General features: G+C 64.0%; 22 protein-coding genes and 3 pseudogenes. 9 read left to right on the top strand and 16 right to left on the bottom strand.

The window, feature by feature from the left end:
- Positions 1–19 precede the first annotated feature (19 nt).
- Positions 20–907: an AraC family transcriptional regulator gene (locus ONR75_RS14785; protein ID WP_265083242.1), complete on the bottom strand. Its 888-nt coding sequence runs from the start codon at positions 905–907 to the stop codon at positions 20–22.
- Positions 908–1039: 132 nt separating this feature from the next.
- Between ONR75_RS14785 and ONR75_RS14780 the strand changes: the two genes are divergently transcribed.
- Complete coding sequence (locus ONR75_RS14780; protein WP_265083241.1) at positions 1040–1795, top strand: SDR family NAD(P)-dependent oxidoreductase; 756 nt, start codon at positions 1040–1042, stop codon at positions 1793–1795.
- A gap of 229 nt (positions 1796–2024) precedes the next feature.
- Here the strand turns inward: ONR75_RS14780 and ONR75_RS14775 are convergent, their stop codons facing one another.
- Complete coding sequence (locus ONR75_RS14775; protein ID WP_265083240.1) at positions 2025–2426, bottom strand: DUF2177 family protein; 402 nt, start codon at positions 2424–2426, stop codon at positions 2025–2027.
- Between the two features lie 121 nt (positions 2427–2547).
- Here ONR75_RS14775 and ONR75_RS14770 point away from each other — a divergent pair.
- A pseudogene (locus ONR75_RS14770) lies at positions 2548–3992 on the top strand (cryptochrome/photolyase family protein).
- A 118-nt stretch (positions 3993–4110) separates the two neighbouring features.
- Here the strand turns inward: ONR75_RS14770 and ONR75_RS14765 are convergent.
- A complete protein-coding gene (locus tag ONR75_RS14765; protein WP_265083239.1) occupies positions 4111–4317 on the bottom strand; it encodes a hypothetical protein in 207 nt (68 codons plus the stop codon).
- Here ONR75_RS14765 and ONR75_RS14760 point away from each other — a divergent pair.
- On the top strand, positions 4301–4459 hold the full coding sequence (locus ONR75_RS14760; RefSeq protein ID WP_265083238.1) for a hypothetical protein: 159 nt from the start codon (positions 4301–4303) through the stop codon (positions 4457–4459). The two genes, ONR75_RS14765 and ONR75_RS14760, sit on opposite strands and share 17 nt — an antisense overlap.
- Positions 4460–4600: 141 nt before the next feature.
- Here the strand turns inward: ONR75_RS14760 and ONR75_RS14755 are convergent, their stop codons facing one another.
- Positions 4601–5476: a DMT family transporter gene (locus ONR75_RS14755; protein ID WP_265083237.1), complete on the bottom strand. Its 876-nt coding sequence runs from the start codon at positions 5474–5476 to the stop codon at positions 4601–4603.
- Between the two features lie 159 nt (positions 5477–5635).
- Here ONR75_RS14755 and ONR75_RS14750 point away from each other — a divergent pair, with 159 nt between their 5' ends.
- The gene (locus ONR75_RS14750) at positions 5636–6544 is read left to right on the top strand and encodes a PhzF family phenazine biosynthesis protein (RefSeq protein WP_265083236.1); all 909 of its coding nucleotides are present in this window, start codon (positions 5636–5638) and stop codon (positions 6542–6544) included.
- A 144-nt stretch (positions 6545–6688) separates the two neighbouring features.
- Here ONR75_RS14750 and ONR75_RS14745 read toward each other — a convergent pair whose 3' ends face one another.
- The 7 genes and pseudogenes from ONR75_RS14745 to cyoA form a co-directional block, all read right to left on the bottom strand.
- Complete coding sequence (locus ONR75_RS14745; protein ID WP_265083235.1) at positions 6689–7132, bottom strand: DUF1402 family protein; 444 nt, start codon at positions 7130–7132, stop codon at positions 6689–6691.
- Between the two features lie 279 nt (positions 7133–7411).
- Positions 7412–8929, bottom strand: a complete 1518-nt coding sequence (gene ilvA, locus ONR75_RS14740) for a threonine ammonia-lyase, biosynthetic (protein ID WP_265083234.1) — start codon at positions 8927–8929, stop codon at positions 7412–7414.
- A 118-nt stretch (positions 8930–9047) separates the two neighbouring features.
- A pseudogene (locus ONR75_RS14735) lies at positions 9048–9775 on the bottom strand (SURF1 family protein).
- Entirely contained in the window at positions 9772–10158 is a 387-nt protein-coding gene (gene cyoD / locus ONR75_RS14730; protein WP_265083233.1) for a cytochrome o ubiquinol oxidase subunit IV, read from the bottom strand. The pseudogene ONR75_RS14735 and the gene cyoD overlap by 4 nt, the downstream one beginning before the upstream one ends.
- Positions 10155–10790: a cytochrome o ubiquinol oxidase subunit III gene (cyoC, locus tag ONR75_RS14725; protein ID WP_265083232.1), complete on the bottom strand. Its 636-nt coding sequence runs from the start codon at positions 10788–10790 to the stop codon at positions 10155–10157. The genes cyoD and cyoC overlap by 4 nt, the downstream gene beginning before the upstream one ends.
- Positions 10791–10793: 3 nt before the next feature.
- Complete coding sequence (gene cyoB, locus ONR75_RS14720; RefSeq protein WP_265083231.1) at positions 10794–12797, bottom strand: cytochrome o ubiquinol oxidase subunit I; 2004 nt, start codon at positions 12795–12797, stop codon at positions 10794–10796.
- A gap of 42 nt (positions 12798–12839) precedes the next feature.
- On the bottom strand, positions 12840–14051 hold the full coding sequence (cyoA, locus tag ONR75_RS14715; RefSeq protein ID WP_265083230.1) for a ubiquinol oxidase subunit II: 1212 nt from the start codon (positions 14049–14051) through the stop codon (positions 12840–12842).
- A gap of 146 nt (positions 14052–14197) precedes the next feature.
- Between cyoA and ONR75_RS14710 the strand changes: the two are divergent.
- From ONR75_RS14710 to ONR75_RS14700, 3 genes and pseudogenes are all read left to right on the top strand, one after another.
- Positions 14198–15519, top strand: a pseudogene (locus ONR75_RS14710) (MFS transporter).
- Positions 15520–15571: 52 nt separating this feature from the next.
- A complete protein-coding gene (locus tag ONR75_RS32460; protein WP_320109732.1) occupies positions 15572–16948 on the top strand; it encodes an ATP-binding protein in 1377 nt (458 codons plus the stop codon).
- The gene (locus tag ONR75_RS14700; RefSeq protein WP_265083229.1) at positions 16938–17471 is read left to right on the top strand and encodes a response regulator transcription factor; all 534 of its coding nucleotides are present in this window, start codon (positions 16938–16940) and stop codon (positions 17469–17471) included. Before ONR75_RS32460 ends, ONR75_RS14700 begins: the two co-directional genes overlap by 11 nt.
- A 22-nt stretch (positions 17472–17493) precedes the next feature.
- Here the strand turns inward: ONR75_RS14700 and ONR75_RS14695 are convergent, their stop codons facing one another.
- Together ONR75_RS14695 and ONR75_RS14690 are read right to left on the bottom strand one after the other, a co-directional pair.
- Entirely contained in the window at positions 17494–19332 is a 1839-nt protein-coding gene (locus tag ONR75_RS14695) for an AMP-dependent synthetase/ligase (RefSeq protein WP_265083228.1), read from the bottom strand.
- Positions 19333–19586: 254 nt separating this feature from the next.
- Positions 19587–19841, bottom strand: a complete 255-nt coding sequence (locus tag ONR75_RS14690; protein ID WP_265083227.1) for a hypothetical protein — start codon at positions 19839–19841, stop codon at positions 19587–19589.
- A gap of 447 nt (positions 19842–20288) precedes the next feature.
- Here ONR75_RS14690 and ONR75_RS14685 point away from each other — a divergent pair, with 447 nt between their 5' ends.
- A complete protein-coding gene (locus ONR75_RS14685) occupies positions 20289–20582 on the top strand; it encodes a hypothetical protein (protein WP_265083226.1) in 294 nt (97 codons plus the stop codon).
- Between the two features lie 25 nt (positions 20583–20607).
- On the opposite strand, the gene ONR75_RS14680 is transcribed toward ONR75_RS14685, so the two are convergent.
- On the bottom strand, positions 20608–20895 hold the full coding sequence (locus ONR75_RS14680) for a hypothetical protein (RefSeq protein ID WP_265083225.1): 288 nt from the start codon (positions 20893–20895) through the stop codon (positions 20608–20610).
- Positions 20896–21152: 257 nt separating this feature from the next.
- Here ONR75_RS14680 and ONR75_RS14675 point away from each other — a divergent pair, with 257 nt between their 5' ends.
- Positions 21153–21533, top strand: coding sequence for a hypothetical protein (locus ONR75_RS14675; RefSeq protein ID WP_265083224.1), 381 nt, complete (start codon positions 21153–21155; stop codon positions 21531–21533).
- A 45-nt stretch (positions 21534–21578) separates the two neighbouring features.
- Here ONR75_RS14675 and ONR75_RS14670 read toward each other — a convergent pair whose 3' ends face one another.
- Both ONR75_RS14670 and ONR75_RS14665 read right to left on the bottom strand, forming a co-directional pair.
- Entirely contained in the window at positions 21579–22313 is a 735-nt protein-coding gene (locus tag ONR75_RS14670) for an amino acid ABC transporter ATP-binding protein (protein WP_265083223.1), read from the bottom strand.
- Positions 22294–22950 (bottom strand): amino acid ABC transporter permease, encoded by a 657-nt coding sequence (locus ONR75_RS14665; protein ID WP_265083222.1) that lies wholly within the window; start codon positions 22948–22950, stop codon positions 22294–22296. Before ONR75_RS14665 ends, ONR75_RS14670 begins: the two co-directional genes overlap by 20 nt.

The following is a 22950-nucleotide window of genomic DNA, read 5'->3' as shown; positions in this document are numbered from 1 at the left end:
GAGATATCAGCCACACAGTTCAGGCCGCCGTTGCCGCCCTCGCCGCTTCCGTGTCCCGGGCCGGCGGCAGTCCGAACATCCGGCCGTACTCGCGGGTGAATTGCGGCACGCTCTCATAGCCGACCGCGAACGCCGCGCTGCTCGCCGACAATCCCTCCGCAGCCATCAACCGCCGCGCCTCGATAAGACGCAACTGCTTCTGGAATTGCAGCGGCGACAGCGAGGTGACGCTGCGAAAATGCTGGTGGAAAGACGACGGACTCATTCCGGCTATCGCCGCCAGACGCTCGACCGGCAGCGGCCGCGCGAACTCGGTGCGCAGCACGGCGACGGCCCCCGCGATCCGCTGGGCGTGGCTGTCCTGCCAACCGAGCCGGCGAATGGCGGGGCCGTGCCGGCCGGCCAGCAGCCAGTAGTGCATCTCGCGCAGCATCTGCGGGCCCAGCACAGGCACCGCCGCCGGCCACTCCAGCAAATGCATCAGCCGCAGCGCCGCGTCGGCAACCTCGCCGTCTGTCGGTTCGACCCGCACCGCCGCACCTTCCGCCACGGTCAACGCCGCCATCTGCAACGTCAGTTCGGCGATCACCGCCAGATCCAGTTCGACAACCAGGGAAAGATAGGGCGCGGCGTCACTGGCGCGGGTGATCTGGCTGACAATCGGCACGTCCGCGGTGATCAGCAGCGAGTCGCCGGCGCCGAACGCAAAGAGATCGGACCCCATCGCCACCTGCTTGCTGCCCTGCAGGACGAGGCAGACCATCGGCTTCGAGATCGCGTGGACCAGGCCGCTTGGTGCGGTCGAACGGACGATCATCAGGCCACCAATGGGGCTCCGGGCAAACCCGGCCGGATCGGCAAAGGCCTCTGCATAGCGGCTGGCGACAATGAGCAAGGTTTCGGTCATGGCGCGATCCTAACCGATCGCCTGATGTCGCGCACCTGTCCTGGAGGAATAGGCAAGCATTGCCGAGGTTTCGGCAACGACGTCCGGAGGCCCGACCAGTATCCAGCCGGTCATCGCAACAGGAGTTGAAGCATGACCAGCATCACCATCGTCACCGGCGCCAGCCGCGGACTCGGCCGCAATACCGCCCTCTGCATTGCCCGCCGCGGCGGCGATGTCATCGTCACCTATCAGAGCCGGGCGGAAGATGCGCAGGCGGTGGTCGCCGAGATCACCGCGATGGGCCGCACCGCAATCGCCTTCCCGCTCGACACCGGCAACATCGCCGGCTTCGCCGATTTCGCCGCCCGCCTGCGCGCCGCGTTGCGCACCCACTGGCAGCGCGACACGTTCGATCATCTCGTCAACAATGCCGGCCACGGCGACCATGCGTTGATCGAGCAGACCACCGCGGCGCAGTTCGATCGGCTGGTCGACGTGCATTTCAAGGGCGTCTACTTCCTGACCCAGGCACTGCTGCCGCTGATCGCGGACGGCGGTCGCATCGTCAACCTGTCGTCCGGCCTGACGCGAATGTCGTTCTCCGGCTATGCGGCCTACGCTGCAGTGAAGGGCGCTGTCGAAGTTCTCACCCGTTACATGGCCAAGGAACTGGGGCCCCGCGGCATTGCCGTCAATACGGTGGCACCGGGCGCAATCGAGACCGACTTCGGCGGCGGCGGGGTGCGCGACAATCCGGATATCAACAGGCTGTTCGCCGGCATGACCGCGCTCGGCCGCGTCGGGCTGCCCGATGACATCGGGCCGATGATCGCCAGCCTGTTGTCGCCGGACAACCGCTGGGTCAATGCGCAGCGGATCGAGGTGTCGGGCGGACAAGGCCTCTAGGACCTGATCGCCATGGAAGAAACCTTGTCCCGGACGCGATGCGGCACGAAGTGCTGCATCGCAGAGCCGGGACCGTTGCGAACTCCGGCTTCTGGTACGGTCCCGGCTCTGCGACGCACCGCGCTCCAAGCGGGGCGCAGTGCGTCGCGTCCGGAACACGATTCAGTAAAAGCCAATTCCGCTCTAGCCGGCGGCGCGCCGGCGGACAATGGCCCGCCGGCTCCCTACCTTACAGCTTCGGCACCAGCCAGTTGGTGATCAGCAGGCCGAGGCTCGCCGACAGCGCGGTGACGAAGCTGCCCCACGTCACGTCCACCAGTACCACCGGCCAGGTCCAGTGCTTGAGCAGCGAGAGCGACGTCAGCTCGAAGGTGGCGTAGCAGAAGAAGCCGAACAGCGCGCCATAGAGCAGCGTCGATTGCCAGGTGGCGTCGGGCGAGCCGCTGACGAAGACCAGGATGCCGACGATATAGAGCAGATAGAACAGGATCGCGGGCGCGAGGCGAACCTCGCCGAGCATGTCGCCGACCTGCGACTGGAAGAAACTCTTGGCCACGGTGCCGAGAAACAGGAAGTCGATGGGGATCAGGACGACGAACGTCGCCAGATAGAGAAATGCGTAGCGCTTCACGTCGGCCTCCGGAAAAGATCTGTTGCGCAATCTCATGATACGCGCCAGGGCGCACAAAGTTGCAAAAGATCGCTGGGGACGGACTGGAAACATTGCGCGTCGTCTGTGTTAAAAATGTCCGATGACCGACACATCTCCTTGCATCGTCTGGTTTCACGACGATCTCCGCCTCTCCGATCACCCCGCCTTGCACGCCGCGTCGAAGACCGGCGCGCCGGTGATCTGTCTTTATGTGCTCGACGAGCACAGCGCCGGCATCCGGCCGCCAGGCGGCGCGGTGCGCTGGTGGCTGGCGCAGTCGCTGCGCGCGCTGCTGACGAGCCTCGAGGCGATCGGTGGCACGCTGGTACTGCGCCGCGGCCGCGCCGCCGACGTGATCGCTGCCGTGGCGCGCGAGGTCGATGCGGCCCAAGTGTTCTGGAACGAGATCGCGCAGGTTCCGCATCTCGCCGTCGCCGACGAGGTGATCGCGGCCCTCGCCGACCTCAATGTCGGCGCGCAGAGTTTTGATGGCGACCTGCTCGCCAGGCCCGCCAGCGTGCGCACCAAGGAGGGCCGCGGCCTGCGCGTGTTCACGCCGTTCTGGCGGCGGGTGGTGGCGATGGGCGATCCAGCGAAGCCCCTGCTCGCACCGAAGGCGCTGAAGTCCGCCCCGAGAGTTGCGGGCGATTCCCTCGCTGACTGGCAGCTCGAACCATCGCGGCCGGACTGGGCCGCAGGCTTGCGCGCGACGTGGACGCCTGGCGAAGCCGCAGCGCACAAACAGCTGTGCAACTTTCTCAACAGCGGCATCGGCGGCTATGCGAGCGAACGCGACCGGCCGGATCACGACGGCACCTCGCGGCTGTCGCCGCATCTGCGGTTCGGCGAGATCAGCCCACGGCAGGTGTGGTACGCCGCGCGCTTCGCTGCCGCGGAACATCCAAAGGTCGCCACCGACATCGACAAATTCCTCAGCGAGGTCGGCTGGCGCGAGTTCTGCCGTCATCTCTTGTTCGACGTTCCCGACCTCGCCGAGCGCAATCTGCAGCCCGCGTTCGACGACTTTCCGTGGAAGGCCGACCGCAAGGCGCTGCGCGCCTGGCAACGCGGCCAGACAGGCTATCCGATCGTCGATGCCGGCATGCGCGAGCTCTGGCACACCGGCGTGATGCACAATCGCGTCCGCATGGTTGTCGCTTCGTTCCTCGTCAAGCACCTGCTGATCGACTGGCGCGAAGGCGAAAAGTGGTTCTGGGATACGCTGGTCGACGCCGATGCCGGCAGCAATCCTGCCAACTGGCAATGGGTCGCAGGCTGCGGTGCCGATGCCGCGCCCTACTTCCGGGTGTTCAATCCGATCCTGCAGGGAAAAAATTCGATCCCGACGGACTCTACGTTCGACGCTGGGTGCCGGAGTTGAAGGCGATGCCCTCGAAGACCATCCATGAGCCGTGGAACGCTAGCCCGCTAGAGCTTGGCGTCGCCGGCGTCACGCTCGGCAAGAGCTATCCGACGCCGATCATCGATCACAAAGCGGGTCGCGAGCGCGCGTTGAAGGCCTATGCGGCGACACGAAACAGTTGACTACACGTCGCTCACACTTCATCTGAGAACCGAATCGGACTACCGTCAGAGAATCGATAACCTTTGGGGGATAAGATGAAAGACGACACTCCGATTTTGGAGCAGATGACAGACGCTCTCAGTAGCGCTGCCGATGCGACAAAGAAGCCGCCACTTCCTTGGTGAAGAAGGTCCGCAAGGCCACCACCAAGAAAACGGCGAAGAAGCCCGCGGCAAAGAAAGCCGCAAAGAAGTCGACCAAGAAACCTTCGGCCAAGAAATCTTCGGCCAAGACAACCAAGAAAGCGAAAAAGACAGTGGCAAAATCAGTGAAGAAGACCGCCAAGAAGGCCTCCAAGGCAGCCAAGACCACCAAGAAGGTCGCCAAGAAGGCCGCGAAGAAGACCGTGAAGAAGGCTGCTCCGAAGAAGGCCAAGAAGGCCGCTCCGAAGAAGGCCAAGAAGGCTGCCAAGAAGTCCAAGAAGTAAGCATCACAGCCTCGCTGTGAAGTGAAAGCCTCCGGGTCCAAGCCCGGAGGCTTTTTCTTGGCCGGTGCTTCTTCACCTCTCCGCCGGTGGAGAGAGGCGCGATGAACATCGACGGCCCGATCCGGGCCAAAGGAAGCTCGCTCACGCCCCCGCGCGGTTGACGACCAGCACAGCAGCGCCGCAAGCGACCATGCCGATGATGGCGATGACATCGAGGGTCTCGCCGAACAGGATGTAGGCCATCAACGCGGTCACTGCCGGCACCAGATAGAACAGGCTGGCGACCCGGCTCGAGGCATGGCGACGCAACAGCCAGTACAGCAGGCCGACGGTGCCGATCGACAGCACGATCGCCAGCCAGCTCACCGCCAGCACGAACTGCAAACTCCAGTCGATCGTGCGACTCTCGAACAGCCACGCGCCCGCCGCCAGCATCAGCAGCCCGGCGATCTGCTGGATCAGGCTGCCGCTACGCCAGTCGATGTGGCCGCAGAAGCGCTTCTGATAGAGCGTGCCGAGGGTGATGGCGACCAACGCGGCGGCCGAAGCCAGCCAGCCCCAGCCGGCATCGCCGGAGATTGGCCTGCCGTACAGGATCAGCGCTACGCCAGCGAGCCCGAGCAGCAGCCCGCCCCACTGCAGCGGCGTGACGCGTTCGCCGAGCCAGCGATTGGCCAGCGTCGACGTCAGGATCGGCTGCAGTCCGGGGATCAGCGCCGACAGACCCACCGGCACCGAATGCGCCACCGTCAAGGCAGTGGCGGACAGATATACTCCCTGCACCAGCAGGCCGGCGACGATGCTGTGGGCGATGCCGGCGCGGTCCGGCCAGACCGGGCGCGTCAGGGTCGCCACCACGGCCATGATCGCGACCGCGATGACCATGCGCACCGTCAGGTAGGTGAACGGTTCCGCCCCCACCAGCGCGTACTTGGTGCCGATGAATCCGGTGCACCACAGCAACACGAAGACCACCGGTGCGGCGCGCGCCGCGACATCTGCAGGATGATGTTTCATGGATGCTGAGTGCCCGATCGTATGCTATGCGGCAATGGCGAATGATGCGGGGTACCTCACCGTCTCGCACATCGCCAGACATCGCCGACGTTGGAATTCCCATGAACGTTCGGAGACTGGCCGGTCCGCGATGTGGTGATGTTCTAACCGGAGATTGCCTTGCGCCTGCAATTCGAGACCGTCGACGTGTTCACCGCCGAGCAATTCAGCGGCAATCCGCTCGCGGTGGTGCTGAACGCCGAGGGCCTGTCGACGGCACAGATGCAGGCCATCGCAGCCGAGTTCAACCTGTCGGAGACCACCTTCGTGCTGCCGCCGAAGGACCCCGCGCACACGGCGGCGGTGCGCATCTTCACGCCGAAGGGTGAGATGCCATTCGCCGGCCATCCCAATGTCGGCACCGCCTATGTGCTGGCGCGGGCCGGCACGAGTTACGGCCGGCCGGTTGCCGGCGGGCGCGCGATGTTCGAGGAACAGGCCGGGCTGGTCCCGGTCGAGATCCTGCGCGATGGCACCGCAGTGACCGGCGCAAGACTCGCTGCGCCGCAGCGGCTGAGCATCGGCGCCGAAATTCCCGCCGAGCTGATCGCGGCGGCCTGCGGGATCGCCGTCGACGACATCGAAACCAGAAGCCACCGGCCGCTGATCGCCTCTTGCGGCGCGGCCTTCATCCTCGCCGAGCTGAAGAGCCGCGCCGTGCTGCAGGCCGCCATCGCCCATGCCGACGTATTCCGCCGCGAGGTGGCGAAACATCCGGTGACCAGCGTCCATCTGTACACTCAGGTCGACGAGCCCGCGCTCGACATCCAGACGCGGATGTTCGCGCCGCAGCACAACATCCCCGAAGACCCGGCGACCGGTGCCGCCAATGTCGCGCTGATCGGCCTGCTGGCGCAGCTGCAGCCGGAGCCAAACCTGACGCTCACCAGGCGCATCGCCCAGGGCGTCGAGATGGGGCGACCGAGCCTGCTGCATGCCGAAGCGACGAAGCAGGACGGCGCGGTGACGGCGACATTCATCGGAGGCAGTTGCGTGCCGGTGATGACGGGAACGATTGAATTGAATTGAGGCGCGACTGAGCGATAGCTGTCGCCCTCCGCGAAAGCGGGCGGCCCAGTATTCGCTGGCGTCCGCGATGATCGCAGGTGCTTCGGACTACTGGATCGCCCGGTCAAGCCGGGCGATGACAGCCGAGGGCGTTGCTGCGGCACCTCAAAAATCTTCCGGACAGGGATCGACGATCTTCCACAGCTCCATGCCGTTCTTGATCTTCTTCATCTCCGGGGTCAAGCCGCCGTTGCGGTTGATCCATTCCTTCACCGGCTGCGGGTAGTAGGACATCAGGTCCGAGGTGCCCTCGTAGCTGGTGACCTTGATGCCGAAGGTGAAGGCCTTGTCGTAATAAGCCTGGTGGAAGCCCAGGCTGGCACGCGGCGTGACGCAGATCTTGTTCATCGGCACGATGCCGAATACCATGGTGCAGGCGGAATTGCAGATGCCGTCGATGATCACCCGTTCCTTGCGGTCGCGGATGCGCTCGTACTTGGCCTTGTATTCGGTGACGTAGCCGCCGTGGTCGCGGGTGATGCGCAGATCCGCCTTCGCCGGGGTGGCGAGCAGCGCAAGCATCAGAAACGGGAGCAGCGGCAAACGCATGGAGCGATCGGGACCGGTAAGGGGCGGCGGACGGCAGGCATCCACCTGCCATCTGACTTTGGCCGGACTGTGTTGGCATTTGGTTAAGCATCGCAACAAAGCGAAAAATGGGCAGGCCACGTAGGGCGGATTAGCCGAAGGCGTAATCCGCCAGCAGATCCAACCCGGGCGCATCGCTCGGTTTAGCGAACAGATGCCTCTTAGTCACTGGGCACAATCTCGGCGGCGGGTTACAGCTTCGCCTAACCCGCCCTACCCGCTACGTCGCCAGCTAATCGCCTACCCGTTCAGGAACATCCGATACACCGGATTGCTGGTCTCGTCCTCATAGGGGTAGCCGAGCAGAGCCAGACGCTCGGTCAGCCGCGGTCGGTCGGCGGCGGGCACCTCGATGCCGACCAGCACGCGGCCGTAATCGGCGCCGTGGTTACGGTAGTGGAACAAAGTGATGTTCCAGTCCGGTCCCATCTGGTCGAGAAACTTCAGCAGCGCCCCCGGCCGTTCCGGGAATTCGAAGCGCAGGATCACCTCGTCGCGCAACGCCGGCGGGGCGCGGCCGCCGACCATATAGCGGATATGCAGCTTGGCGGTTTCATCGGCGCTGACGTCGAGCACCTTGTAGCCGAGCGCGCGCAACTCGGCGATCAGCGCGGCCTTCTTGTCGGAGACGTTGTTCAGCTTGAGGCCAACAAAGACATTGGCCTCCGCGGCATCGGCATAGCGATAGTTGAATTCGGTGATGGTGTGGTTGCCGATGGTCTGGATGAAGCGGCGATAGCTGCCGGGCTGTTCCGGAATGGTGACGCCGAGCAGGATCTCGCGCGCCTCGCCGATCTCGGCGCGCTCGGCGACGTGGCGCAACCGGTCGAAGTTGAGGTTGGCGCCGCTGTTGATGGCGATCAGCGCGCCGGTCCGCGTCGGATGGGCGGCCACGTAGCTCTTCAGCCCGGCCAGTGCCAGCGCGCCGGCAGGCTCGGACAGCACCCGCGTGTCCTCGAAGATGTCCTTGATGGCGGCGCACATCTCGTCGGTGTCGGCGGTGATGATGTCGTCCAGCAGGTCGCGGCAGATGCGGAAGGTCTCGACACCGGCCTGGCGCACGGCGACGCCGTCGGCGAACAGCCCGACGCGGTCCAGCACCACGCGCCCGCCGGCCGCGATCGCCGCCTGCATGGAGGCCGCATCGGCCGGCTCGACGCCGATCACCTTCGTCTCCGGCCGCAGGAACTTGATGAAGGACGCCACGCCGGCCGCCAGCCCGCCGCCGCCGATCGGCACGAACACCGCCTCGATCGGATCGGGATGCTGCTGCAGGATCTCCATGCCGATGGTGCCCTGCCCGGCGATCACATCGGGATCGTCATAGGGATGCACGAAGGTCAGGCCGCCCTCCTTCTCGAGGTGCCGGGCATGGGCCGAGGCTTCGTCGAAGGTGTCGCCGAACAGGATGGCGTTGCCGCCCCAGTAGCGGACGGCATCGACCTTGATCGGCGGCGTGGTGACCGGCATCACGATGGTCGCCTTGATGCCGAGCCGCTGCGCCGACAGCGCCACGCCCTGGGCGTGGTTGCCGGCCGAGGCGCAGATCACGCCGGCGGCGCGCTGCGCCGGCGAGAGTTGCGCGATCTTGTTGTAGGCGCCGCGGATCTTGAACGAGAAGATCGGCTGCAGGTCCTCGCGCTTGAGCAGCACCGGGCAATCCAGCCGCGCACCGAGCCGCACCATCGGGTCGAGCGGGGTCCGCAGCGCCACGTCATAGACCCGCGTATCGAGAATTCTGCGAACGTAATCGGTCACGGTTGATCCTTAAGCGGGAACGTCGCCGAGCAGCGACAACCGCCGGGCGTCAAGACGGCCATCGGGGTCTCTTAGGCCATCTTACCGTCGATCTCCAGCCCGACCCGGCCGGGACCAACTACCGCTCGCTACGTACCAGATGCACGCCGGCCGCGGCGGCCATGGCCGCCAGCGCAAACCAGGTGACGGCATAGACCAGATGATTGTTGGGAAGGCTGATCACGGTCAGGCCGCCCACCGGCCCGGCCGCGCCCGGAGTCGCAGCGGCATCGATGAAATATGGCGCGACATCGGTAAGGCCCCGCGCCGCGGCGATGGCGGCGACGTCACGGGCGTACCAGCGATCGGCGGCGGGATCGTTCGACCTGAGAAAACCACCTTTGGGCTCGGTGATGCGCAACAGGCCGGTGATCTCGACGCGTTGACCCACTGCGCCTGTTGCTGCGGGTTTATACTCCGACGAGACAAAGCCGCGATTGATCAGGATGGTAAAACCGGCGTCGGTGCGCAGCGGGGTCATCAGCCAATAGCCGCCGCCCAGCGCGGTGACCGCCTGCACCAAGGTGTCGCGGCCGGTGAGCCAGGTGCCGGCGGCACGGACATGGCGGTAGGCATCGGTGGATGCCGAGATGGCGGGCCAGGCAGCCGGCCCCGGGGCGTCAACGAGGGGGCATCCACCCGTTGGTCGATCTGGCTGATGAGATTCAGCTTCCAGACCCGGCGCTCGAGCTGCCAGACGCCGAGCGCAGCCAGGCCGGCCCAGATGAGCGCAGCCAACGCGCACAGCAGATAGAGCCGCAAGCGCGAGCGAGGCGAACGTGCCGCGCCTGCGCCCGCTTTGGTCACGGCATCTGCTTCATCATGTCCGGCGACATGGGCATCATGTTGGTATTCAGATGGAACATGACCCACAGCGAGCCGCTGAGCGCGATCACAATGATCACGATCGTGAACAGCAGCGCCATGATGGTCCAGCCGCCCTCCGACTTGGTGTCCATGTGCAGGAAGTAGATCATGTGGACCACGATCTGCACCAGCGCGAAGCCTATCACCAGAAACGCGGTGACCTGCTTGCTGGTGATCACGCCGGACATCACCAGCCAGAACGGAATCGCCGTGAGAATCACCGAAAGACCGAAGCCGATCAGGTAGCTCCTGCGCGTGCCGTGGGACGGCGCATCGGCGGCATGGTGGCCAGCGTCGTGGCCAGTTTCGGCGTGGGCGGTCATCGCAGCATTCCCAGAAGGTAGACAAAGGTGAAGACGCCGATCCAGATCACGTCGAGGAAATGCCAGAACAGGCTGAGGCACATCAGGCGGCGCTTGTTGGCCGCGATCAGGCCGTGCCTGGCGACCTGCGTCATCAGCGTCACCAGCCAGACCAGGCCGAAGGTGACGTGCAGGCCGTGGGTGCCGACCAGCGTGAAGAACGCCGACAGGAAGCCGCTGCGCTGCGGCGTGGCACCGGCATGGATCAGCGTGTGGAATTCGTGCAGCTCGATGCCCAGAAACGCGAGGCCGAACAGGCCGGTCAGGGCCAGCCAGATCTGCATGGAGCGCTGCTTGCCTTCCTCCATCGACAGCATGGCGAAGCCGTAGGTGATCGACGACAGCAGCAGCATGGCGGTGTTGACGGCCACCGTCGGCAGCTCGAACAGGTCCTTCGGCGAAGGACCTGCGGCATAGTTGGCGCCGAGCACGCCGTAGGTCGCGAACAGGATCGCGAAAATGAGACAATCGCTCATGATGTAGATCCAGAAGCCGAGCATGGTGCTCATGCCTTCGGGATGATCGTGCTCGTCGGCCACATAGAAGGCCGGCAGCTCGGTGTCGGCCGCGGGAATGATGTTGGCGCTGGACATCGATCAGGCTCCGGCCGCGAGCAGTTGCGTGCGCGCATCTTCGGTCGCGATCACCTCTTCCACAGGAATGTGGTAGTCGCGGTGATAGTTGAAGGTGTGGTGGATGGCGACGGCGAGCAGCGCCACGAAGCTCAGCGCCGCCAGCCACCAGATGTACCAGATCATGCCGACCCCGAACACGACACTGAGGCCTGCGAGAACGACGCCGGTGCCGGTGCTCCTCGGCATGTGGATCGCCTTGAAGCCGGAGACCGGACGGACATAGCCGCGCTTCTTCATGTCGGCATAGGTGTCGCCGTCATAGATCACCGGGGTGAAGGCGAAATTGTAATCCGGCGGCGGCGATGACGTCGACCACTCCAGCGTACGGCCGTTCCAGGGATCGCCGGTGACGTCCCGCAGACGCTCGCGGTCGCGAATGCTGACGAAGAACTGCATCAGCATGGCGCCGATTCCGATCGCGACCAGCACGGCGCCGAAGGCGGCGATCATGAACCAGATCTGGTACGACGGATCGTCGAAGTGGCGCAGACGGCGCGTCACGCCCATCAGGCCGAGCACGTAGAGCGGCATGAAGGCGAAATAGAAGCCGACCACCCAGAACCAGAACGAGATCTTGCCCCAGAACGGATCGAGCTTGAAACCGAACGCCTTCGGGAACCAGTAGTTGACGCCGGCGAAGATGCCGAACAGCACGCCACCGATGATCACGTTGTGGAAATGGGCGATCAGGAACAGGCTGTTGTGCAGCACGAAGTCGGCCGGCGGCACTGCCAGCAGCACGCCGGTCATGCCACCGAGCACGAAGGTGATCATGAAGGCGATGGTCCACATCATCGGCAGCTCGAAACGGATGCGGCCGCGATACATGGTGAACAGCCAGTTGAAGATCTTCGCGCCGGTCGGAATCGAGATCACCATCGTCGTGATGCCGAAGAACGAGTTGACGCTGGCGCCCGACCCCATGGTGAAGAAGTGATGCAGCCAGACGAGGTAGGACAGGATGGTGATGACGGCGGTGGCGTAGACCATCGAGGTGTAGCCGAACAGGCGCTTGCCGGCGAAGGTCGAGACGACTTCCGAGAAGATGCCGAACGCCGGGAGAACCAGGATGTAGACCTCGGGATGGCCCCAGATCCAGATCAGGTTCACGTACATCATCGGGTTGCCGCCGAGATCGTTGGTGAAGAAGTTGGTGCCGACGTAGCGGTCCAGCGACAGCATCGCCAGGACCGCGGTCAGCACCGGGAAGGACGCGACGATCAGAATGTTGGTGCACAAGGAGGTCCAGACGAAGATCGGCATCTTCATCCAGGACATGCCGGGCGCGCGCATCTTGACGATGGTGGCAATCAAGTTGATGCCGGAGAGCGTGGTCCCGACGCCGGCCACCTGCAGCGCCCAAATGTAATAATCGACGCCCACGTCCGGACTGTAGCCGATGCCCGACAGCGGCGGATAGGCCAGCCAGCCGGTGCGGGCGAACTCGCCGACGAACAGCGACATCATCACCAGCACGGCGCCGCCGACGGTCATCCAGAAGCTGAAATTGTTAAGGAACGGAAACGACACGTCGCGGGCGCCGATCTGCAGCGGCACCACGAAATTCATCAGGCCGGTGACGAACGGCATCGCCACGAAGAAGATCATGATCACGCCGTGCGCGGTGAAGATCTGGTCGTAATGATGCGCCGGCAGGAAACCGTCATTGGCACCGAACGCCATGGCCTGCTGGGCGCGCATCATCAGCGCATCGGCGAATCCGCGCAGCAGCATGATCAGGCCGAGGATGCAGTACATGATGCCGATCTTCTTGTGATCGACGCTGGTCAACCATTCCTTCCACAAATAGCCCCACAGCTTGAAGTACGTCACCGCGCCGACCACCGCGACGCCGCCCAGCAGCACTCCGATGAAGGTGACCAGCAGAATCGGCTCATGCAGCGGGAAGGATTCCAGCGTGAGGCGGCCGAATATCGGGCTAGTCGCAAGTTCAGGCGTCGACATATTCAAAACCGTTTCGAAGGTGTGATTGGCTGGGCTGGCCGATTAGCTGGGCTGACCGAGGCCGGCAATGCTGAACGGCCGCAGGCGCGGCAGGCTTGCATTTGAAAGACCTGGCTTCGGCAAGCCCGCTCCGGTGATGCCAGCCGGATCGCGCGGAAAGATTCGCGACGACGAAGTGTCGGCGCTTACGACGCCCATCGGCTCCGCGACGGTACAGAGCGCAGCGACAAAGGTTGGTGACGCGGTGAGCGGCGAAGCGCGGCGGGCATATTTGTCGGCGGCCTGCGGCAGCACGTTGTTGATGCTGGTCACGCCGCCACCGCCTTTGGCGTCGATGTGCATCATCTCGTCCATGCACATCTTGCCGGGTTGCACGCACATGTTGAGCGCAGCGTGGTAGAGATCCGCGTCCACCGAGGCGTAATAGCGCACCGGCTCGTTTTCGCTGGGCTTCTCGAGCGCGAGGTAGCCATCGCGACCGAGCGCGCCGCCAGCTTTCCTGACCTTGGCCACCCAGGCATCGAAGTCGGCGACACTCTGACCGTGGAAGCGGAACTTCATCCCGGAAAAGCCCGCGCCGCTGTAATTGGCGGAGAAGCCGTCATAGTCGCCCGGCGCATTGATCACGGCGCTGAGCCTCGTCTGCATCGCCGGCATGGCATAGATCTGCCCGGCCAGCGCCGGAATATAAAACGAGTTCATCACTGTCGCGGAGGTGATCTCGAAGCTGATCGGCCGGTCCACCGGCGCGGCCAGTTCGTTGACGGTGGCAATGCCAAGCTGCGGATAGATGAACAGCCACTTCCAGTCGAGCGCCACGACCTGGACCTTCAGGGGCTCCGTGCCGGGCTTGACCGGCTGGCCGGAGACGATCCGCTCGATCGGCCGGTAGGGATCGAGCAGATGGGTTCCGGTCCAGGTGATGGCACCGAGGCAGATGATGATCAGCAGCGGCGCGCCCCAGATCGCCAGTTCGAGCTGCGTCGAGTGATCCCAGTCCGGCTCATAACGCGCGTCGGTATTCGCCGCGCGATAGCGCCAGGCAAACAACACGGTCAGCGCGAGCACAGGAATGATGATAAGAAGCATCAGCCCGGTGGAGATCAGCAGCAGGTCACGCTGCCGTGCGGCCACGTCGCCGGCGGGGCTAAGGACCACCGCGTCGCAGCCAGACAACAATACCGCAAGCGGAGTCAGAATTGCGACGCGACAGAGGGATGAGCGGCTCAGCAGGCCGTGAAGAGATATGCGCATCAGCGGGCTGATATACCCGCCGTGCCGCAGCGCACATTGGACATTTTGTCCAATCACGCACCGCGCCCGAATGGCGTACCCCGACGCGAGGCAGGGCTGCGGCTTCTGTAGATCAAGACCAAGGAATGACTGACGTCATGAGTTCGATGCCCGCCACCGACACGACGACGATTGAACATGATGCGCGGCGCATCAACACCCGCCATGACGCGCATGTCGCGCCCGGCGAGATCGCCATCGGCGTCATTATCGGACGAACCTCGGAATTCTTCGACTTCTTCGTTTATGCCATCGCGTCGGTGCTGGTGTTTCCGAAACTGGTGTTTCCCAATACCGACCCGCTGACCGCCACGCTGTATTCTTTCGCCATTTTTGCGCTGGCGTTCATCGCCCGCCCGATCGGCTCGCTGATCTTCATTTGGGTCGATCGGGAATATGGCCGCGGCATCAAGCTGACGATCGCCATCTTCCTTCTTGGCGGCTCGACCGCCGCAGTGGCCTTCCTGCCCGGGCATGCAGAGATCGGCGCCTGGTCGGGCATTTTGCTGGCGCTGTTTCGTCTCGGACAGGGCGTGGCGCTGGGCGGTGCCTGGGACGGACTCGCCTCGCTGCTGGCGCTGAACGCACCGGAAGAAAAACGCGGCTGGTACGCCATGATTCCGCAGCTCGGCGCGCCGATCGGCCTGATCATCGCCAGCGCGCTGTTCGCGTTCTTCATCACCAGCCTGTCGGCGGCCGACTTCCTGGAATGGGGCTGGCGCTACCCGTTCTTCGTCGCCTTCGCCATCAACGTCGTCGCCTTGTTCGCGCGGTTGCGCATCGTCTCGACACAGGATTACGCAAACCTGTTCGAGAGCCGCGAACTGCAGCCCTCCCCGGTGATCGAGACCGTGCGCCATCAGGGCCGCGACATCGCGATCGGCGCCTTTGCGCCGCTGGCCAGTTTCGCAATGTTTCACATGGTGACCGTGTTCCCGCTGTCCTGGGTGTTCCTGTTCACCAAGGAAGATCCGACCCGGTTCCTGGTCATCGAGATCGTCGGCGCCGTAGTCGGTATCGCCGCCACCATTGCATCGGGATTGATTGCCGACCGTTACGGCCGCCGCGCCCTGCTCGGCGTCTCCGCCGTGGCTATCGCGGTATTCAGCGGATTTGCACCGCAATTGCTGGACGGCGGCGCGGTCGGCGAAGTGGTGTTCATGGTCACCGGCTTTGCCCTGCTCGGACTGTCGTTCGGCCAATCGTCCGGCGTGGTGTCGTCCAATTTCAGCAGCATCTACCGGTACACCGGCGCGGCGCTGACGTCGGATCTGGCCTGGCTCGTCGGAGCCGGTTTCGCCCCTTCGTGGCATTGTTCCTGTCATATCATTTCGGACTGCTCGCCGCCGGCGCCTATTTGCTGTCCGGCGCGGTGGCCACCCTCGCCGCCCTGGGAATCAACACCGAGCTGGCACGCAAGATTTCCTGATCGCACGGCAAGAACGCAGCGCGCGCATCGCACTCGCGATGCGGCTCACGCCATGCTAGCGTTTGGCCACCTTTCCGCACCGTGCTGCGTTCTGTGGGCCAGCCGCTATCAAGAGACTGCCGTGACTTTGCCACAGGCTTCGATTCAGGAGATCACCAACAGCAAGAACCTGCTGCTGCTGGTGACGCTGCGCTGGCTGGCGATCGCGGGGCAGATCGGCGCGATCGCCATCGCGACGCTCTGGCTCGACATCCCCCTGCCCGTTTTGCAGATGGCTTCGATCATCGGGTTTCTGATCGCGCTCAACCTGATCACCCTGTATCGCTACAGCAGCGGCGCCATCATCATCAATACCGAGCTGTTTCTTGATCTTCTGCTCGACGTCGTCACACTGACGGCGCAGCTCTACCTGAGCGGCGGCGCGACCAATCCCTTTGTTTCGTTGTTCCTGCTGCAGGCAGTGCTCGGCGCCGTGCTGCTGCAGACCTGGTCGACCTGGACCATCGTTGCCGTAACCAGCGGATGCTTCATCTGGCTGACTACGTCATACAACGAGATCGGATTTTCGGAGCCGATGCACAGCGGTGCGCATTCGCGGCTGTTCGCCGTGCACATCTACGGCATGTTCATCTGCTTCCTGCTCGCTGCCGTGCTGCTGGTGCTGTTCATCACCCGCATCAATCGCAATGTCCGCGACCAGGACCTGCGCCTCGCGGAATTGCGCCAACAATCGGCCGAGGAGGAACATATCGTCCGCATGGGGCTGCTCGCCTCGGGTGCAGCGCACGAGCTGGGAACACCGCTGGCAACGATGTCGGTGATCCTCAACGACTGGGAGCGGATGCCGGCGCTGCGCGCCGATGGCGAACTGGAGGCCGAGCTCATCGAGATGCAGACCCAGCTCAAGCGATGCAAAACGATCGTATCCGGCATCCTGCGCTCCTCCGGCGAAGAACGCGGCGAGAATTCCGAACGCACCAGCATCGTTAACTTCATCGACGGCGTGGTCGATGACTGGGAGGAAAGCCGCAACCCGAGCCGGTTCGAATACACCAACCGTCTTGTTGGCGATTTTGTGATCGCCTCCGACGTGCTGCTGCAGCAGATCCTGTATAATGTCCTCGACAACGCCTTTGAAGCCTCGCCCGCCTGGGTCGGCATCGACATCACCCAGAGCGGCGAGATGTTGAGCATCGCCGTCCGCGATGCCGGCCCGGGCTTTGCGCCGGATATGCTCGCTGAATTCGGCAAGCCGTATCGCTCGACCAAGCAGAAGCCGGGCAGCGGGCTTGGGCTGTTTCTTGTGGTCAACGTGCTGCGCAAGCTCGGCGGGCAAGCGACCGCCACCAACGTCCCGACCGGAGGCGCCATCGTCGAGTTGCGTTTGCCGATCTCCGCTTTGTCCGTCGAGGCCGCACATGTCCATTGATCCATCGCTGGTGATCGTCGAGGACGATGCGTCGTTCGCCAAGGCGCTCAAGCGCTCTTTCGAACGGCGCGGCTACCGGGTCACGGTGTGCGAACGTATCGAGGATCTGAGCGCACTCCTGGAGACGACGCCGTTGCAATATGCGGTGGTCGACCTGAAGCTGAACGGATCGTCTGGGCTGGAATGCGTCAAGATCCTGCGCGCTCGCGATCCCGACACCAAGATCGTGGTGTTGACGGGATTTGCCAGCATCACCACCGCCGTCGAAGCGATCAAGCTGGGCGCCTGCCACTACCTCGCCAAGCCGTCGAATGCCGACGACATCGAGGCCGCGTTCGACAAGGCGACGGGAGACAGTACGGTGGCGCTCACCAACCGCCCGACGTCGATCAAGAGCCTGGAATGGGAGCGCATTCACGAAACGCTGGTGGAAACCGAGTTCAACGTCTCCGAGACTGCGCGACGACTGGGCATGCATCGCCGCACCCTTGCGCGAAAACTGGCGAAGCGATCGTTGAGTTAGACCTTTATCCGATCGAGCGAACTCAGCCCGACGTCCGGCGCAAATAGATCCGCTCGATCTCGGCTGCAAAACGATGTTCCAGCGCGGTCCGCTTGTTCTTCAGCGTGGGCGTCAGCAGGCCGGCGCCAATGGTCCATGGGTCCAGGGTCCACCACACCGCGCGCGGCGTCGCATAGGCCGGATAGCTTTTCACGGCGTCGGCAATCCGCCTCAGTAGAACTCCGGCTTCCGCCTGCGATCCCGGCTCCCCGCCCGCGGCCACTTTGCGCTTCTCCTGCTCCCAGACCTTCGGATTGAGCACCACGAGCGCCGCGAGAAACGGACGCCCCTCGCCGATCAGTATGGCCTGCTCGAACAGCGGGTCAGCGAGGATCGCGGTCTCGATATCGACGGGGGCGATCTTCTCGCCCGTGGAGGTCACCAGGATGTCCTTGATGCGGCCGGTGATGACGATGCGGCCGTCCTCGATGCGCGCCTGGTCGCCGGTGTGCAGCCAGCCATCGGCCTCCTTGACGCGGCTGGTCTCCTCCGGCTTGTGCCAATAGCCGAGCATCACGCTCGGACCCCTGACCTGCAGTTCCTGATCCCGACCGATCCTAATCTCGACGCCGTCCAGCGGGCGGCCGACCGAACGCGGGTCATTTTCCTCCACGGTATTGACCGCTATCACCGGCGACGTCTCGGTCATCCCATAGCCCTGCAGAACGTCGATACCGCACGACAGGAACATGCGAACGACGGTCTCGGCAATCGGCGCACCGCCGCTGACCGCCGCGCGCAGGCGACCGCCGAATTCGGCCTGCACCTTGTCGGCCACCAGGCGCTTCAGGACCGGCCAGGCCAGCCGGTCAAGCGGGTGCACGTCGCGGTTCGCGCGCTGTCGCGCGTCAAAGCGCCGTCCTCCGACGGCAACGGTCAAGTCAAACAGGGCACGTTGGACACCGCCGGCGGCTGCACGCCTCTGCATGATCAAAGCGTGGACGCGTTCATAGATCCGCGGCACCGAGACCAGCACCGTCGGCTTCACCTGCTTCAAATCCTCGGAGAGAAGCTGCACCGATCGCGCATAGGCCACGCATGCGCCCGCCGCGATCGGATAGTAATAGCCTGCGGTGCGCTCGAACGTATGCGAAAGCGGCAGGAAGGACAGGAAGAGATCGTCCTGGCGCGCGGCAATCCGGAGATGGATCGCCTTGACGTTCGCCACGATATTCTCGTGCGAAAGCATCACTCCCTTGGGCCGCCCGGTGGTGCCGGAGGTGTAGACGATGGCGGCAAGATCGCCCGGCTGAACCTCCACGTCATTCATCGCCGACGAGACGGCGGAACCGGGTTCGAGCCAGCGATCAAGCGCAACGATGCGGCTGTCGGTCGCGGCCGGGACGGACGTCCCGGGCAGGTTGGCACAGACCACGCGCTTGAGATTTGCGACGGCGTTGCCCGTCGAGACGATCGCCTGCCAGCGCTCTTCGGAATCCACCAGTAACAGAGAGGCCTGGGAGTCCTGCAAGATGTAGGCGATGCTGTCGGGATTATCGACGGCGTGCATGGGCACCGGCACGAGGCCGCGCGACAACGCCGCCTGGTCCATGGCGATGTGCGCGATTCCGTTCGGCATCAGGATGGCGACGCGTTCTCCGGTGGCAAATCCCTCCGCGGCCAGTGCATGTCGCCATCGCTCGAATTCGGTATCGATCTCCTGCCACGAATAGTCGACCCAGCGCCCCAGCCCCGCATCGAAATGGCGATACGCTGCGGCGCCGGGCGTCAGACGGACACGGCGGCGCAGCAGCTGGGGCAGCGTTCTTACGCCCGCAAGCGCATCCACGCCGCCTTGATCCTGCGTCACCGTGCCAGCCATGGAGTGCCCTTCGAATCCCACACCGCCTCCTGACGAGGCCGAGCGTTCATTCTATCCGGCTTCCATCACCCTCGACATTGATCCTCCGCATGGCGGCCACGCGATCGGATAGCAGCCAACGGCTATCCAAGCCACGCGTCGAGCCGCACCATCGGGAAATGATCGGTCAGACTTGCTGCGAGCCCGACGGCTGCCCGCGGTCGCGCGGATCGTCACGCTGGGCGGACGTGCAGCCGGAAGACGCACCGGCCCACTCAACGGCCCGATCGGTTGCTCACCATTCTGTCAGCAGCGCGCCGGCGCAGCGACGGCAGATTTCGCAGCTCATCGCGCAATTCCTGCCGCGCCCGCACCAGGGCCTGCCGACCGGCCAACGCCCGTCCCCGCAGCGACTGTTGCAGCGAGACATCGCCGAGGTGATCGATGACCTGATCGACCGCGTCGAGATGCCGGGAAAGATCATGCAGCCGGCCTTCCAGCGTCGCCGAACAGGACATCACATGGATCACGGCGTCATCCAGCCGCAGGTTGGGATCCAGGACGCCATCGTGACGTTCATTTGCAAATAGCAGGACGACGTTGCTCATGATGCAATCTCCGGGACGTGCGCATCCCGCTCAACCAACCGATATTTTCTACAACCTATCCGAGGCGGATGTTAAGCGTCGTTAACTTGCCTGCCCGTGAAACTACGGACCAGCGAGCGTCTTCTGCTGCCGACAGCAGACGATGCGATACGCGTGCCCACACTGCTATCGACGCGCCGTAAATCTGATCTGCGTCGAACTGCCGAAGGTCAATCGAATGTAACTTAGATTTTACACCCGCGAGCGCGGGTTCGCAGATCTGAGCAGTCGTTCAGGATCTCGCGTTCAGAGAAAACTCCGGTCGCGGACGCACGAGGTGGCGGTCTGACCGGTCAAACGACGCCCGCTCGCTACCTGACAGGAACGTGAATGAACCCGTCTGCAGAACACAGTGACCGCGCCCGGCTTGAACGCCTGTTGAGAATGATCTCGCCAGGCGACAGCGTGGATGTCACGATCAACATGCTTCACCACGTCACCCTGCCGACCGGGTCCGACGAGAAGCGGGCGCCCGATCACCTGATCGAGTGGTTTCGCTCGCGCATGGCGTTTGACTGCACCGTAACGCCTGACCGTCAAGACGAACCGTCAAGGTGGACCTTCTACCGGCCGCTACCACACGGCGCCGCAGGACCGGCGTCAGACACCAGCACACCGGCCTGACCGCTGCAGCAATCTGCCGGCCGAGCTACAGATGCACCGGCGGCGCCTGGGTTCGCGCGCGCGGCCCGTAGTTACTAGCGGAAGCTGCGAAGGTCGTTCCCTCCAGCTGCTTCCTCGCCTCGCGTTTGCGAATGCGCTCGGCTTCGGCCGCATCGAGCGCACGGCGCAATTGCGCACTGCACAGCTTCATTTGGTTAATGGCCTCACGCCGCTCGAAGCGGGTGATCGATGGATTGGCAAGATCCTTCCAGACCACCGTAAGCAGGCGCTGGAGGCCGGCGATGTCATGGTCCAGTCCGTCGATCCCGGGCATCGAGAGGCTTTCAATCAGATGGGCAATATTGGGGAACTATCGCTGATTCTTGCCCTTTTGAAACGGAAGATAGCGCCCGTAATACTACGGCCCCCTGCGATGCGGCGATTGCCGCGCCGAAACTAGCAGCCTGTTAAGCACATTTATCAACGTCGTTTTGCGACTCTCGTTGACGGTGCCCGCGTCCGCATTAAACGATGGCGCAGGACGGGGCATTCAGGCGATCTCGTCACATTTCAAGTTGGCAGGAGTTTATCATGTCTCGCGCATTTGCCGTCATCCTCGCGACCACCCTCGCCGCCGCGGCGGCGATCCCGACGGCGGCCTCCGCCGGCTGCTACAACTGCTACGTCCAGCCGCAGCCCTGCGTCACCTGCTATCAGCAGCAGGTTGTCCCGCCGCAGTACCGCACCGTCCAGGAAACCGTGATGGTCGCGCCAGGCCGCGTCATCGCCCACCGCACCCCCGCGCAATATCGCACGGTGATGGTACCGAAGACGGTGATGGTCGCGCCCGAAGGCGTGCAGTACGAGCAGGTGCCGCCGCAATACGCCACCCAGCAGCGCGTCGAGATGGTTGCGCTCGCCCGCGCCTACTACGTTCCGGTTGCGCCGCGCTGCGGCTCCTGCGGCTATTGAGACCGCAAGGCGGCAAGCGGGGCCGATCGACAGCCCCGCGCCGCGTCAAGAAATAGCGCCGATGAACTGGGCCAGCTCCGGCGTTCGGGGCGTGGCCATCAGGTCCTTCGGCGCCCCCTCCTCGTGCACCTTGCCGTGATGCATGAACACCAGCTTGGTGCCGACGTCGCGCGCAAACCGCATCTCGTGAGTGACCAGCATCAGCGTCATGCCTTCGGACGCCAGTCGCTCGACGACCTTCAGCACTTCGTTCACCAGCTCAGGATCCAGCGCCGAGGTGATCTCGTCGCACAGCAGCACCGTCGGCTGCATGGCGAGCGACCGGGCGATGGCCACGCGCTGTTGCTGACCGCCGGACAGCTGGCTCGGATAGCTGTCGAACTTGTCGGCCAGACCCACCTTCTCCAGCAGCGCGCGGGCCTGATCCCTGAGTTCGAGCGGCTGCCCCCTGTTGACCACCGACGGCGCCAGCATCACGTTCTGCCCTGCCGTCAGATGCGGGAACAGATTGAACTGCTGGAACACCATGCCGACATGGCGGCGCAGCTCGCGCAGATTGGTGGTCGAGCCGCCGACCTCCATGCCGTCCACGGTGATCGAGCCGGAATCGTAGGTCTCAAGGCCGTTCACGCAACGCAGCAGCGTGCTCTTGCCGGAGCCGGAGCGACCGATGATCGACACCACATCGCCGCGGCCAACATCGATGGAGACGCCCTTGAGGACTTCATTGGCGCCGAAGCTCTTGCGGACATCGGTGATCTTAACGAGCGGTGGCGACATCGGCTTTTCCTTCGAGGTGCTTGGCGTACAAGGACAGCGGGAAACACAGGCAGAAGTAGATCAGCGCGACCAGCGCATAGACCAGGAACGGCCGGAAGGTCGCATTGTTGAGCATGGTGCCGGCCTTGGTCAGTTCGACGAAGCCGATGATCGACGCCAGCGCCGTGCCCTTCACCACCTGGACCGAGAAACCGACCGTCGGCGCGATGGCGATCTTGGCGGCTTGCGGCAGGATGACATAGCGCATCTGCTCGACGAAGCTCATGGCAAGGCTCGATGACGCCTCCCACTGCCCCTTGGGAATGGCCTCGACGCAGCCGCGCCAGATCTCGGCCAGAAACGCTGCCGTCCACAGGCTGAGCGCGAGGCCCGCCGCGACCCACGGGCTGATCTCGATGCCGAACAGGGAAAGGCCGAAGAAGAACAGGAACAGCTGCATCAAGAGCGGCGTGCCCTGGAAGAACTCGATGAACATCTTGGTCAGGACCTCGAAGGTCCTGACCCGCGAGACCCGCAGGAACAGGATAGCGAGACCGACCAGGCCGCCGAGGGCGAACGCAACAAGCGACAGGACGATGGTCCAGCGCGCCGCCCACAGCAGGTTCGACAGGATGACCCAGAAACTGAAATCGCTCAT

This window comes from Rhodopseudomonas sp. P2A-2r, from assembly GCF_026015985.1.
Classification (GTDB): Bacteria; Pseudomonadota; Alphaproteobacteria; order Rhizobiales; family Xanthobacteraceae; genus Tardiphaga.
Note: the sequence above shows the minus strand (reverse complement) of the source record. Positions and strands in the feature narration are given on the sequence as shown.

Bases quoted from the DNA above. Each gene is read 5' to 3' on its own strand.
- ONR75_RS14785 (WP_265083242.1), bottom strand. From the start codon at position 907: ATGACCGAAACCTTGCTCATTGTCGCCAGCCGCTATGCAGAGGCCTTT.
- ONR75_RS14780 (WP_265083241.1), top strand. From the start codon at position 1,040: ATGACCAGCATCACCATCGTCACCGGCGCCAGCCGCGGACTCGGCCGC.
- ONR75_RS14755 (WP_265083237.1), bottom strand. From the start codon at position 5,476: ATGAAACATCATCCTGCAGATGTCGCGGCGCGCGCCGCACCGGTGGTC.
- ONR75_RS14745 (WP_265083235.1), bottom strand. From the start codon at position 7,132: ATGCGTTTGCCGCTGCTCCCGTTTCTGATGCTTGCGCTGCTCGCCACC.
- cyoD (WP_265083233.1), bottom strand. From the start codon at position 10,158: ATGACCGCCCACGCCGAAACTGGCCACGACGCTGGCCACCATGCCGCC.
- cyoC (WP_265083232.1), bottom strand. From the start codon at position 10,790: ATGTCCAGCGCCAACATCATTCCCGCGGCCGACACCGAGCTGCCGGCC.
- cyoB (WP_265083231.1), bottom strand. From the start codon at position 12,797: ATGTCGACGCCTGAACTTGCGACTAGCCCGATATTCGGCCGCCTCACG.
- cyoA (WP_265083230.1), bottom strand. From the start codon at position 14,051: ATGCGCATATCTCTTCACGGCCTGCTGAGCCGCTCATCCCTCTGTCGC.
- ONR75_RS32460 (WP_320109732.1), top strand. From the start codon at position 15,572: ATGCTAGCGTTTGGCCACCTTTCCGCACCGTGCTGCGTTCTGTGGGCC.
- ONR75_RS14700 (WP_265083229.1), top strand. From the start codon at position 16,938: ATGTCCATTGATCCATCGCTGGTGATCGTCGAGGACGATGCGTCGTTC.
- ONR75_RS14695 (WP_265083228.1), bottom strand. From the start codon at position 19,332: ATGGCTGGCACGGTGACGCAGGATCAAGGCGGCGTGGATGCGCTTGCG.
- ONR75_RS14685 (WP_265083226.1), top strand. From the start codon at position 20,289: ATGAACCCGTCTGCAGAACACAGTGACCGCGCCCGGCTTGAACGCCTG.
- ONR75_RS14680 (WP_265083225.1), bottom strand. From the start codon at position 20,895: ATGCCCGGGATCGACGGACTGGACCATGACATCGCCGGCCTCCAGCGC.
- ONR75_RS14675 (WP_265083224.1), top strand. From the start codon at position 21,153: ATGTCTCGCGCATTTGCCGTCATCCTCGCGACCACCCTCGCCGCCGCG.
- ONR75_RS14670 (WP_265083223.1), bottom strand. From the start codon at position 22,313: ATGTCGCCACCGCTCGTTAAGATCACCGATGTCCGCAAGAGCTTCGGC.
- ONR75_RS14665 (WP_265083222.1), bottom strand. From the start codon at position 22,950: ATGAGCGATTTCAGTTTCTGGGTCATCCTGTCGAACCTGCTGTGGGCG.